The sequence below is a fragment of the Desulfomarina sp. genome (assembly GCF_054039375.1).
In genome coordinates, this window is sequence record NZ_JBPLBA010000168.1 from 16896 (window position 1) to 29951 (window position 13056).

A 13056-nucleotide genomic window follows, 5' to 3' on the forward strand; every position below is an offset into this window, starting at 1 on the left:
AAGATTTGCAGAAAACGATTGACCTGTCGTTATGCAGTGCTTTTGAAAAATTGCAGGAACTGGCTGCCAGACCCTACGACCTGACAAAAGAAAAGAGCCTGGAAAAGAATGGGAGATTGGAAAGATATATCTGTCGTTCTAGATTGTTGCATCTTTTTTTTGCGGCCCAGCGTGTCAGCGACGATGTCCTTGACTGCCTGCAGCAGGTTGCCGATGAACTCTCGCTTGTTGCACAGTTCAGAAAGATGCGTCGGGGGGCTGTGCTCAACAGGATTGCGGGGTATGAATCTGAAAACAGGCAGGTGCTTCATACTGGTTGCAGGGACATGTTTACCGATAACCCTGTTGAACCTGAAATTACACGGCTGGCACGACAGGAGCTGGAAAAGCTGGAGATTTTTCTTAAAGAGCTTGAAAATGGCAGACTCTGTAACAGTGAAGGAAAGCCATTTGATACCCTGGTGCAGGTAGGAATAGGCGGTTCTGATCTTGGTCCGAGATCAGTGGTCGAAGCCTTGAAACAGTATGGCCGGTCGGGAAGAACCGTCAGATTTATCTCCAATGTGGATCCGGATGACTGTGCCCGGGTGCTGGCGGAGATTTCTCTTGAAACCACTCTGGTTAATATCGTTTCAAAAAGTGGAACCACGCTGGAAACGCTGGCCAATGAAGAGCTCGTTCGTTCGGTGATGAAAAAAGCAGGTCTTGATCCTGCCCTGCACTGTATTGGTGTTACGGGCAAAGGAAGTCCAATGGATAACCCGAAACGATATCTGCGTTCCTTTTATATGTTTGATTCCATAGGGGGCCGGTTCAGTACAACTTCAATGGTCGGTCTGGTTGCTCTGGGGTTTTCCCTGGGATTTTCCCGGGTTATGGAGTTTTTACAGGGTGCAGCCAGTGTCGATTACGGGGCGGAAGAGAAAGATATTTTTAAAAATATTCCCTTAATGATGGCACTTCTCGGCGTCTGGAACAGGAATTTTCTTGGATATAATTCTCTGGCCGTTCTCCCGTATAGTCAGGCACTGCATCGTTTTTCGGCACATCTTCAGCAGTGTGATATGGAAAGCAACGGAAAATCAGTCTCCAGGTATGGAGAACCGGTCGCCTGCAGAACCGGGCCTCTTGTATGGGGAGAGCCGGGCACTAATGGTCAACATGCATTTTATCAGTTACTTCATCAGGGAACTGAAGTTGTGCCTGTTGAATTTATAGGTTTTTCGAAATCACAGTCCGGTCTGGATCGAAAGATTGACGGAACCAGCTCCCAGGAAAAACTTCTGGCGAACCTGCTTGCCCAGATGGTCGCCTTTGCAACCGGGAGCGATTCTGAAAACCCAAACAGGAAATTTACAGGAAATCGCCCCTCCTCTCTCCTTTTTGCCGATAGATTGACTCCGGAAACCATGGGCGCAATTCTGGCGACTTATGAAGCGAAAATTGTTTTTCAGGGGTTTATCTGGAATATTAACTCTTTTGACCAGGAGGGAGTGCAGCTGGGAAAAGTTCTTGCTTCACGCTTTTTGAGGGCTATGAAAGGGGATGATTCGGGATATGGAAGTATTGAGGTTAAATTACTTGATCTGGTAAATACAAGGGGGTTGTAAGGAGAATCAGCACTGAATAGTGCTTCATTTTTGGAGGGTGCCGGACGGAATTTTTGTTGACAAAATAGCACAGCAAAGATATTCTCACACGCTGAATGTGAATTCATAATTGAGTATGTTGATAATTGTTTTTCCTGCGTATGGGGAAAATAATTATCAACAGGTATTGAAACCCCGAGTTTTCCTTTTTATCGGGTATTTGTCACCTCTTTCACGGGCTTGAGAAAGGCCAGGGAAGTTACAGGGTGAACAAAGAGGAAATAAATAAACCGGAACAGGGTTTTAATTTTTTTCTGCAAAGTAAAATTGGGTTGAGTTGAAGTTTAAATTGTAATTTCAAAGGAGGAAATCATGGCAAAACATGAGACGCCCTTGTTGGACCAACTGGAGACTGGCCCGTGGCCAAGCTTCGTGACCGACATAAAGCGCCAGGCGGAGACAAAGCCGGAGTGTTGGGATATTTTGGGTATCCTGGAACTGTCCTATAAGGACAGGATCACTCACTGGAAACATGGTGGTATTGTAGGTGTTTTCGGATATGGTGGTGGTATCGTCGGACGTTACGCGGACGTTCCAAAGCAGTTCCCCGGAGTAGAACATTTCCATACTATTCGTGTTGCCCAGCCGGCATCCAAATATTATTCGACCGCTAATCTTCGTCAGCTGATGGACCTGTGGGAGAAGCACGGTTCAGGCATGACTAACTTTCACGGATCAACTGGTGACATCATCCTGCTCGGAACCAGAACTGAAAATCTCGAACCGCTTTTCTGGGATCTGACCCATGATATGGGACAGGATCTTGGTGGTTCCGGTTCCAATCTGCGTACACCTGCCAACTGTATCGGCCAGTCCAGATGTGAGTGGGCCTGTTATGATACGGAAGAATGTTGTCATCACCTGACCATGCACTATCAGGATGAGATTCATCGTCCTGCATTCCCGTATAAATTCAAGTTCAAGTTCTCCGGTTGTCCCAATGACTGTGTTGCTGCCATTGCACGTTCAGATGTGGCGGTTATCGGCACCTGGCGTGATGATATTCAGATCGACCAGGCTGCCGTGAAAGAGTATGTAGCCGGTAACTATCCTGCAAATGGTGGTGCTCACAGCGATAAGGACTGGGGACCTTTTGATATTCAGAAAGAAGTCATAGATCTCTGTCCCACTGAATGTATGTGGATGGAAGGTGATGAACTGAAGATTGATAACAGCGAATGTACCCGCTGCATGCATTGTATCAATGTAATGCCCCGTGCTCTTCGTCCGGGAATGGACAAGGGTGCAAGTATCTGTGTTGGTGCCAAGGCTCCTATCCTTGACGGCGCACAGTTTTCAACCCTCATTATTCCTTTTATGAAAATATCCAAGGACAATGAGTTTGAAGAACTGATCGATTTTATCGAGACCATCTGGGACTGGTGGATGGAAGTGGGTAAAAACCGCGAGCGTGTTGGTGAAACCATGCAGCGTGTCGGCCTGCCGACCTTCCTCTCAGTTATGGGTGTCGAGCCGATTCCGCAGCATGTGAAAGAGCCCCGTTCAAATCCATACGTATTCTGGAAAGAAGAAGAGGTTGAGGGTGGTTTTGAACGTGATATCGTGGAATTCCGTAAGCGTCACGCAGCCTGATACTGTCAGTTATTGAGTTGATAATCCAAATTATTTAATACATAAGGAGATTTACCATGGGTTATAATCCAGACAAACCAATGGATGGCAGGATCTCAGATCTTGGTCCCCCGCATTACGAACAGTTTTTCCCGCCTGTAATCAAGGCGAATAAGGGCAAGTGGCTTTATCATGAGATTGTTCAGCCTGGTGTCCTGATGCATAAATCGGAAACCGGTGATGAAGTATATTCCATTCGTGTCGGATCCCCGCGTCTGGTTTCCATCGAATATATTCGTGAAGTCTGTGATATAGCGGATAAGCATTGCGACGGCTTCCTTCGTTTCACTACCAGGAATAATATTGAGTTCATGGTTGATTCCAAGGATAAGGTTCAGCCTCTGCTCGATACCTTGGCCAGTTACGGCAACAGCTATCCAGTTGGTGGAACCGGTGCCGGTGTAACCAATATTGTTCACACTCAGGGTTGGGTACATTGCCATACTCCCGCAACTGATGCTTCAGGTGTAGTCAAGGCGGTAATGGATGAGCTGTTTGACTATTTCACATCTCACAAGCTTCCCGCCCAGGTACGTATTGCTCTGGCGTGCTGTCTCAATATGTGTGGTGCTGTTCACGCCTCTGACATTGCTATCCTCGGTGTTCATCGTAAGCCACCGATGATTGATAATGAGCGTATTACCGGTGTCTGTGAATTGCCACTCGCCATTGCTTCATGTCCTCTCGGCGCTGTAAAGCCGGCCAAGGCTGAGGTTGACGGCAAGGAAATCAAGAGCGTCAAGGTTAATGTTGACCGATGTATGTTCTGTGGTAACTGTTACACCATGTGTCCTGCCATGCCTCTGGCGGATCCTGAAGGTGACGGTATTGCGATTCTTGTTGGTGGGAAGGTATCCAACTCAAGAACAGCACCGAAATTCTCTAAACTGGTTATTCCCTTTCTGCCGAATAACACCCCGAGATGGCCTGAGACTGTAGAAGCGATCAAGAAGATTCTTGAAGCTTATGCGTCTGATGCCAAGAAGTATGAGCGTGTTGGTGAATGGGCCGAGAGAATCGGATGGGAGAAATTCTTCGAAAAATGTGATATTCCATTTACCGAGAAGAGCATCGATGACTATCGTCTCGCATATGATACCTGGCGTACCACAACGCAGTTCAAGTATACCAGTCATATCAAATAGTAAGTCAAGAATGATGTTTGATAACCGGAGACTGCATGGGTAGACTCCGGTTGTTCGATGCTTTCTTCAAAACCTATTAAAGGGAGTTCTATCATGGCTTTAAGTAAAGAAGAATTGAAGGATGCCATTGAGGAGAAAGCTACGAAATCTCCGAAACCGCAACTGTACATCAAAGATTTTTACAAATGTGATCCCGACTCGAAACCACGTGTTATTAAAAACGTGGCCAATGAGATGGTTCGGGAAGGACGGTTGATGTTCTGGTCTTCCGGGTCAACAACGATGTATGGTATTCCAAGTCGTATTCAGGATGAGGAAGAATAGCGGAAAGAAACATTTTTGTTATTTCTACTTTTAAAAGGGCACGGGGAGCAAGACTTCCGGTGCCCTTTTTTTTGTGACTGAACCTGCAAGTGCAGAATCCGTGGAGCCTGTGAGGAGTCACAATCCCGGTCATATATCATCAGCAATTTTAAAAGTCTGGATAGGGTTTCTGAATGGATACGCGATTTTATGAATCAATTGATTCAACAAACAGGATGGCGAAAATCGAGGCGGAAAGAGGGGTTGAGCATGGGACTGCCGTGGTGGCGGAAAAACAGACTAACGGCAGGGGAAGACTTGGAAAAGTATGGAATTCAGTACCTGGAAAAGGCTTATATTGCTCAATTATTGTCTGCCCCGATGTGTTGCCTGAGCGCTATGCACAGTTGACCCTTGTGGCTGGAGTTGCCGTAGCTGAGGTCCTTGAGAATGTTCTCAAGAAAAGATGTCAGTTGAAGTGGCCCAATGACATTTTTTTCAGTGGAAAAAAGTGTGGCGGTATTCTGACGGAGTCTGTGGAAGTGAAGAATGGAGTCATGAAAGGAAAAAGGGCGGCAATAGTTGGTATCGGTTTGAATGTGAATTCGGTACTTATGGATTTTCCGGAAAATTTACGCGATATGGTTACGTCGTTATTTCTGGAAGGTGGCAGAAAGCACTCGATTAAAGAACTTTTTGAACAGGTGAGAAAAAAATTACTGAAGGAGATAGAGGTCTTTGAAAGTGGAGGTTTTGGCGAAATTCTGGAAAAATGGCGGGCACGTGACTTTCTGTTGGGAAAATCTCTTGAATGCGTAGGATATGACGGATCAATTGTCAGGGGGGTGGCTTTGGGACCGGACGAAAAAGGACGAATGTATTTGCGGGGTCAGGATGGCAGGGACATCCGGGTTCTCTCGGGAGATTTGCGTCTGGCGGGGTTTGCAGTAAAAGAAGATTGATGGCTTCCGGTAGTGTTTGGAAACCATCCGCCCTGCAGTAACTGCTGGTCACAGGGGAAGCAACCCTGTGACCAGTTACCTTATGTCAGTACCGGTAATAATCAGGTTTAAAGGGGCCGGTAACCGGGACTCCGATATACTTTGCCTGTTCTTCGGTCAATCTGGTGAGTTTTGCTCCAATATTACCGAGATGGAGCCTGGCGACCATCTCGTCCAGCTCTTTTGGCAGAAAGTAAACCTTGTTCTCATATTTGGAGCGGTTGTTCCAGAGTTCAATTTGTGCCAGGACCTGGTTGGTGAAGGAATTACTCATGACAAAACTTGGATGCCCCGTGGCACAACCAAGGTTAACCAGACGGCCTTCTGCAAGGATGATGATTCTCTTGCCGTCGGGAAAAATGACATGATCCACCTGGGGTTTGATGTTCTCCCATTCCAGATCTTTCAGACCTGCAATATCAATCTCTGAGTCGAAATGACCGATATTGCAGACTATAGCCTCGTTTGGCATTTGTTCCATATGGGCCCTGGTTATCACGTTCAGGTTTCCAGTACAGGTTACAAAGATATTACCGATGGAGGCAATATCATCCATGGTGACAACCTGATATCCTTCCATGGCGGCCTGCAGAGCACAGATGGGATCAATTTCAGTAATATAGACGGTTGCCCCCATACCACGCAGAGCCTGCGCGCACCCTTTGCCAACATCACCGTACCCGACAACAACCGCATTTTTACCAGCAATCATGACATCTGTACCGCGTTTGATACCATCGATGAGGGATTCTCTGCAGCCGTAAAGATTGTCAAATTTCGATTTTGTTACAGAGTCATTGACATTGATTGCGGGGCATTTCAGGCTACCTTCCGCTGCCATTTCCGAGAGACGGTGTACTCCAGTCGTAGTTTCTTCACTGATTCCGCGGATGTTTTTAAGTTCCTCATGATATTTCTCGTGGAGCACAAGCGTCAGATCGCCTCCGTCGTCAAGGACCATGTTGGGTCGCCAGTTTTCAGGTCCAAAGATGGTCTGGTCAATACACCACCAGAATTCCTCCTCGCTTTCACCTTTCCAGGCAAAAGTTGGAATGCCTGCAGCAGCCATGGCGGCGGCAGCGTGGTCCTGGGTGGAGAATATATTACAACTGGACCAGCGTATTTCTGCCCCAAGTTCAATTAAAGTTTCCATCAGGACAGCTGTCTGGATAGTCATGTGCAGACAACCGGCAATACGGGCTCCTTTTAATGGAGCCGTGTCACTGTATTCTTTTCGCAGGGCCATAAGGCCTGGCATTTCCGTTTCGGCGATCTTGATTTCCTTTCTTCCCCATTCTGCGAGGGAAATGTCGGCAACCTTAAAATCATTTTTGGATGTACTCATGTATTTATACCTTTTGTGTGAGTAATTTCAGTTCAGAGCTGATACAAACAGTTGGTCTGTTCAGAAACACGTTCTTTTTCTTCTGTCTCTTCGTTGCAGGGTTAATTTTATTCTTAGAATATCATATATATGCCTGCTATAAAATTGATCCTGCGCCTCTATATAGAAGGAAAAATCAAATTTCTGGCCGGACACTGGTTACGAATCAGGAAAGATTTGCGGCATCACGAAGTTGCTCAGCCTTATCTGTTTTTTCCCAGGTAAAATTGTCAAGTTCCCGACCAAAATGGCCATAGGCCGCGGTTGCCCTGTAAATTGGCCGGAGGAGATCAAGCTGTTGTACAATGGCCTTTGGCCGCAGATCAAAGAATTCAGTGATAAGCTCTTTCATTCTGGTATCAGAAATTTTACCGGTACCAAAACTGTTTACATTTATGGAGACCGGCTTTGAAATGCCTATTGCATAGGCAATCTGCACTTCAAGTTCATCAGCAAGACCTGCAGCGACGAGATTTTTAGCGACATATCTTCCGTAGTATGAGCTGGATCGATCTACCTTGGAAGGATCTTTTCCTGAGAAAGCCCCGCCGCCGTGGGACCCTTTTCCGCCGTATGTGTCAACAATAATTTTCCGTCCTGTCACTCCGCAGTCACCAACCGGCCCACCAATGACAAATCTACCCGTCGGGTTGATAAAAAACTGGGTATTGTTATCAATCATTTCAGCAGGAAGAGCGGGCTTGATGATTTCTTCCATTACTCCTTCCTTGAGATCTTCATAGCTGATATCAGCGTTATGCTGGGTAGAAAGTACAACTGCATCTATCCGTGCAGGTACATCATTTTCATATTGTATCGTGACCTGACTTTTGGCATCCGGGCGAAGCCATGGTAATATGTTTTTCTTACGGACTTCCGCCTGACGTTTTGTCAGTAGGTGGGCAAAGGTTATGGGCATGGGCATGAGAACCGCTGTTTCGTTACAGGCATAGCCGAACATCAACCCCTGATCTCCGGCACCCTGATCCAGATCCAGTCCCTTTCCTTCGTCAACACCCTGGGCAATGTCTGGGGATTGTTTGTCTATTGAAGTAATGATGGCACATGACTGTGAATCAAATCCCATTTCAGAGGAATTATATCCGATTTCTTTAATGGTGTTTCTGACTACATCCGGCATATCTACCCAGGCAGAAGTAGTGATTTCGCCGGCAATTATGGCCATGCCGGTCGTAACCAGGGTTTCACAGGCAACTCTGGCTGCAGGATCCTGGATGAGAATGGCATCAAGAATGGCATCGGAAATCTGGTCGGCAACTTTGTCAGGATGCCCTTCTGAAACCGATTCGGATGTGAATAAATAATCTGACATAAAAAACTCCATTGAGAGAAGGAAATGCGTTATATCTGAATCCTTCTTCTGCACGGAAAAACGGTCTTTTTCCGGCGACGGAGTAAGACCTGCCGGAAGACATTTTTACACCCGCGGAAACTGATTGAAGAAAATGTTCTCATTTTCTGGAAGGCAGGATTCAGCTTGTAGAATCTTCGGTGCAAATCATACGCATTTTGTCCGAAAATTCAAGAAAATTGGGGAAAAAATGATAATAATTTGTTTTGTTGTCCAGGAAAAACAAAAGTAACCATGACCTGTGAGCGGGTGGACCGAGAAAGGCGACTGATTTTTTCAAACAAAACTGATTGTGAATTTTAAGCTTTTATTTCAACGTGTTATCCTGTGAATCTGCTGGAATCAGTCACTATTTTTTGGGCAAGTATAAAAATGGGGCTTGTTCAAAAGATCTGAATGATTAAATTGCGCATTTGTTCTCTCTGCTACCGTGGATAACGGTTAGGTGGGTCTGGAAACTGTGGCAACTGTGAGCAATTACGTTATATCTAAAGAACATCAGGACGGATTATGTCGATAGAAGCAGCAAAGGAAGTATTACTCGTGGAAGAACAGGGTCTTGCGGAAGTTCGAAAGAGAATTGGTGATGAATTTGTCAGGGCTGTGGAGGCTGTTCAGTTCTGCAGTGGGAGACTGGTCATCACCGGGATCGGCAAATCGGGTCTGGTTGGACAGAAAATCTCTGCAACATTGAACAGTACGGGAACGCCTTCTTTTTTTCTTCATCCGGTTGAGGCAATGCATGGGGATCTTGGAATGGTTATGGCGGCAGATGTCGTTCTGGCTATCTCATATTCCGGCGAAACAAATGAGCTGAACGGGCTGTTGACCAGCCTGAAAAAGAGGGGAAACAGGATCATTGCAATGACAGGAGGCGCTCACTCCACACTGGCGAGGGCTGCAGATATAGTACTGGATATCAGTGTCCCCAAAGAGGCTTGTCCCCTGGGACTTGCTCCTACTGCAAGTACCACGGCAACGCTGGCCATGGGAGATGCACTGGCGGTGGTTCTGCTGAACCGGAAAAAATTCCAGGCGGAGGATTTTCGCTTAAATCATCCGGGGGGGAGTCTGGGAGAAAGATTGAAGGTAAAGGTGTCTGAAGTAATGCTGGTGGGGGAGGATATTCCTGTCATTTCTCCGGAAGAAAGTGGAGGACGGGCTATCAGGGAATTGAATGAAAAAAACAAGGGTGCAGTTGTAGTTATTGACGATACCAGGTCTGTTCTGGGAATTGTCACCGATGGTGATGTGCGGCGGGCGATCATAGGCAACGTGGAACTGAACGGGACAACAGCTGCAGATCTTATGACAGTGGCTCCAGTATGCATTGAAGGTTCAAGAATGGCTGCAGATGCTCTGAGCATTATGCAGGAGTATGAGATAACAGCTTTGCCGATTGTGGATGAAAAAGGACGTCTTGAGGGGATGTTGCACCTCCATGATCTTCTTGGAAAAGGAGAATTCCGTTTTCTGGTTTAGCCCGTTTTGTTGTATTTTGCCGTAACGCGGAAATTGGGCGAAAAGACAACTACACTTCAGAGGCAATACAATCATAGCGTTGTTACCCCTGTGAGTAGTTAGCCATTTTTCAAAGTGGCTTAAAGATCACCTGATGAAAAGTCCCAACTTTTTTTCTTTTTATCATAGGCATAAAACATGATCAATGAGAGGGGACGGCTGCCACTTTTTTCCAGGCATTGAAGCTTGAAGAGAAGTTTTGAAGGTGTTTCCTTAATAAAGGTGATTATTGGATTGCTGAGTTTTTCAGGTACTGTTGACGGATAATTCAAGGAAAAAATCTTTTTGAAGTTTGTTTCAAGATATTTTTGCTTCTGGTTAAGAAAAATTTCCTGGTCGAGTGATTGTACCATTCCTCTGGTTTCAGTTGCTATCTCCTGAAATTCCGGGTCTTTTGAAAAAGAGCTGTGTTCGATAATAGAAACAACTTTCCTGTAGGTGTTCCTGGCGGCGGACAGGTTCTGTTTCTCCAGTTGTTTTTTTGCGGCCTGTCTTTCCTTTATTATTGATGCCTGCAGGGAAATTCTGGCCAGTTTTTTTACATTGACATCAGAGCCGCCAGATCCTTTCAGCATATCCTTGTCTTTTGTGAGTAGAATCTGCGCACTTCTGTAGGCATCAATGGCTTCCTGCCAGGCTCCCTTGCTGAAGGCAAGATTACCTCTTTTTATGGCATTATAGAGTTTTGCCTTTTTTGCATGAACTGCTATTTTATTTAACGTTTCTTTCGGTACAACACCTTTACTTTCAGCAAGCTGTATGGCTTTTTGATAGAAAGAAGTTGCCTTTTCCCAGTCAGATTCAGCAAACAGAGAGTCACCCTTTGATTTTAAATCTTCAAACCGGCTTTTTTCCAATCCCTGTAGAAGCTGCCCCCTGTACTGCTGCTGCATTTCTTGAGGCAGCTCATTGAGGTAGACCAGTGCATCTGTATAATGTTTTATTGCAAGTTTCCAGGAATGTTCTTTTTGTTTTTCACTGGCTTTCTTTAGAAACTGCAGTAATTTCGCATGTTGCAGCTTCGATATGAGTATAGGCAGGACTGTATTGTCGAGGGCCTGTGTATTGCGGGCCACGCTGATGGCTTCCTGCAGTTTGGTGGAGGCGTCTGCCCATCTGGCTTCATCGTAGAGAGAAAACGCAGTCTTTTTTAATTCCTCAAAAAAGAGCAGCGCCTTGACATCTTTTCTGTCGAGATACTGGCCGTTGAACAAAATTTTACCGGCCAACCCCATTTTCATTTTTTTGGATTGAAGTGTGTTTTGTATTTCAGATTTGAGAACAGCCATTTCTGTTTGGCGTATAAACTGAACATGCCCTGCCAGTATCATGGCCTGGTCGCAGTTCTGTTTTGCACTGGTAAAATTTTCCTCTTTCAGTTGGGTTTTGCAGATAGAAAAAGACTTCCGGGCGAAACTGATATTCTGTTGAAGTGTGTAATAGTAATACCCGGCTGCACCGGACAAGAGGAGAATAATTCCGAGGATAAGGATAAGTTTGATTTTTGCATTCGGGGGCGAAGCAGGCGAAGGTGTTGGGTCCAGTTTCTTTTTTCTTGTTGGAAAACCTGCTTTCTTTGTTTTTTCCTTCGTTGGCTTTTGTGGGATTTCTGGTGGTTCCGGGTCGTTGGAAATGTTTTCTGAAGATAATTCTCTGAGCAGCTCAATACTTCTTTTCAGCCTGTCAATATCTATGGAAATATCAGGGAAATCTGCAACGGTTTCCGGGATTTTTTCATAAAGTTTCAGGGCTGTTTCACCGTTGCCCCTGTCTTCTTCGCTTCTTGCCTTATTATGAAATTTCTTGGCAATATTTATCGCTTTTTTAGCGTTTGAGAAATAGGGTTCTGCCTCCTGCCTGGTTGATGGGGGAAGATCACTCAGCAGATTGAAAAGCTGGGAGTAGCGATTTTGTTTATCCAGAAGCTGGATCAGGGCAAAATCAATCTCAGATCCGGTATCTGCCTCGCTTGAGTGAGATTCTTCAGGTTGTTTCTCCTGGATTAATTCCTCTTCATCGGTTTGTTCGATGGAGAGATAATCATGTCCGGTTGTCAGGTCAGAATCATCAAGAGTATCGATTTCTGCAGGAATAGGTTGACTCAGTGGTGTACCTTCGCCTTTTGCCTTGAGAATTGTGGAGAATGGTAATCGTGAGCTGTTTTCTGTAAACCAGAGCGCAGCCTCCTCATTAAAAGCATTGTCAATAGAATAGAATTCGCCACATATCATTCTGCCGATATGGATGATCAGTTCAGGCAGAGATTTGTTCTGTTCCCAGAAATCACCGAGACAGATGGCAGCAGGATCGAAATCTGGATGAAAAATCGGGGTTTTAGGTTTACAGCTCGGCGGGAAATGTGGGAAGCCGAAGGGTATTGAGCATTCAACAATATGTTTTTCCGCCAGTATGATTTCGTCATTTTCCTGTATCATTCCAGGGACAGAATAAGTTATTTCATACTGATCCGGCGGGTCACCCTTTACGGGTTGGACGGAAATGAATTCATGGGCAGAAAATTCCCTTGTGATCCGGCTTAGAATCTCACTGAGTTGGTCGGATTGAGCTGTCATATATTAAATATATTCATGGTAGGTATATGTGTACAATATCAGACAGTATATCAAGTTCATTACGCATTACAAATTAAAAGATTGAATTATCCCTATTTTTTTTCCTGCAAAAGTTAGTTAGTGAGTGTTTTTGCGAATATCATGAAATTTTTCTTTTTTAAAAATGTTTAAAGAGGTCGCTCAGGTTTTTTATTTTTCTTCTAAATAACAAAAGTTATCTTGATTACCCATGAAATTCAGCCAAATTGTGGATGTACCTGTTTGATCAGGCTAGCCTACGGTTAAAAAATCACTGGAAATCTCAATTGATAAGGAATTCAAATGAAAAAGTGTCAGTCCAGATCATTTTATAATCAGTCTAAAGTGATTTTTGAAATACGCCTGATAAAACAGGCCCAATCCCCAGACTCACAAATAACAGGCTGAGTTTCATGCGTAATCGGAATTCATTAAGTAATTGAGGGAAATTGTGAAAA

The 13056-nt window shown here is 45.1% G+C and carries 9 protein-coding genes; 6 read left to right on the forward strand and 3 right to left on the reverse strand.

Features of this window, described 5'->3' with window-relative positions; translation table 11 throughout:
• Positions 1–5: 5 nt before the first annotated feature.
• From ACXLDX_RS10075 to ACXLDX_RS10095, 5 genes are all read left to right on the forward strand, one after another.
• Positions 6–1610: a glucose-6-phosphate isomerase gene (locus ACXLDX_RS10075; RefSeq protein WP_457577053.1), complete on the forward strand. Its 1605-nt coding sequence runs from the start codon at positions 6–8 to the stop codon at positions 1608–1610.
• Positions 1611–1961: 351 nt separating this feature from the next.
• The gene (gene dsrA, locus ACXLDX_RS10080) at positions 1962–3242 is read left to right on the forward strand and encodes a dissimilatory-type sulfite reductase subunit alpha (RefSeq protein ID WP_457577054.1); all 1281 of its coding nucleotides are present in this window, start codon (positions 1962–1964) and stop codon (positions 3240–3242) included.
• A 56-nt stretch (positions 3243–3298) separates the two neighbouring features.
• Entirely contained in the window at positions 3299–4426 is a 1128-nt protein-coding gene (gene dsrB / locus ACXLDX_RS10085; RefSeq protein WP_457577055.1) for a dissimilatory-type sulfite reductase subunit beta, read from the forward strand.
• 93 nt (positions 4427–4519) lie between these two features.
• The gene (locus tag ACXLDX_RS10090) at positions 4520–4750 is read left to right on the forward strand and encodes a dissimilatory sulfite reductase D family protein (protein ID WP_457577056.1); all 231 of its coding nucleotides are present in this window, start codon (positions 4520–4522) and stop codon (positions 4748–4750) included.
• Between the two features lie 173 nt (positions 4751–4923).
• Positions 4924–5691, forward strand: coding sequence for a biotin--[acetyl-CoA-carboxylase] ligase (locus ACXLDX_RS10095; RefSeq protein WP_457577057.1), 768 nt, complete (start codon positions 4924–4926; stop codon positions 5689–5691).
• 85 nt (positions 5692–5776) lie between these two features.
• Here the strand turns inward: ACXLDX_RS10095 and ahcY are convergent, their stop codons facing one another.
• Together ahcY and metK are read right to left on the reverse strand one after the other, a co-directional pair.
• Positions 5777–7075, reverse strand: a complete 1299-nt coding sequence (gene ahcY, locus ACXLDX_RS10100; protein WP_457577058.1) for an adenosylhomocysteinase — start codon at positions 7073–7075, stop codon at positions 5777–5779.
• Positions 7076–7280: 205 nt separating this feature from the next.
• Complete coding sequence (metK, locus tag ACXLDX_RS10105; RefSeq protein WP_457577059.1) at positions 7281–8447, reverse strand: methionine adenosyltransferase; 1167 nt, start codon at positions 8445–8447, stop codon at positions 7281–7283.
• A gap of 549 nt (positions 8448–8996) precedes the next feature.
• On the opposite strand from metK, the gene ACXLDX_RS10110 reads away from it, so the two are divergent.
• Entirely contained in the window at positions 8997–9968 is a 972-nt protein-coding gene (locus tag ACXLDX_RS10110; RefSeq protein WP_457577060.1) for a KpsF/GutQ family sugar-phosphate isomerase, read from the forward strand.
• A 119-nt stretch (positions 9969–10087) separates the two neighbouring features.
• On the opposite strand, the gene ACXLDX_RS10115 is transcribed toward ACXLDX_RS10110, so the two are convergent.
• A complete protein-coding gene (locus tag ACXLDX_RS10115; protein WP_457577061.1) occupies positions 10088–12580 on the reverse strand; it encodes a ubiquitin-conjugating enzyme E2 in 2493 nt (830 codons plus the stop codon).
• Positions 12581–13056 lie beyond the last annotated feature (476 nt).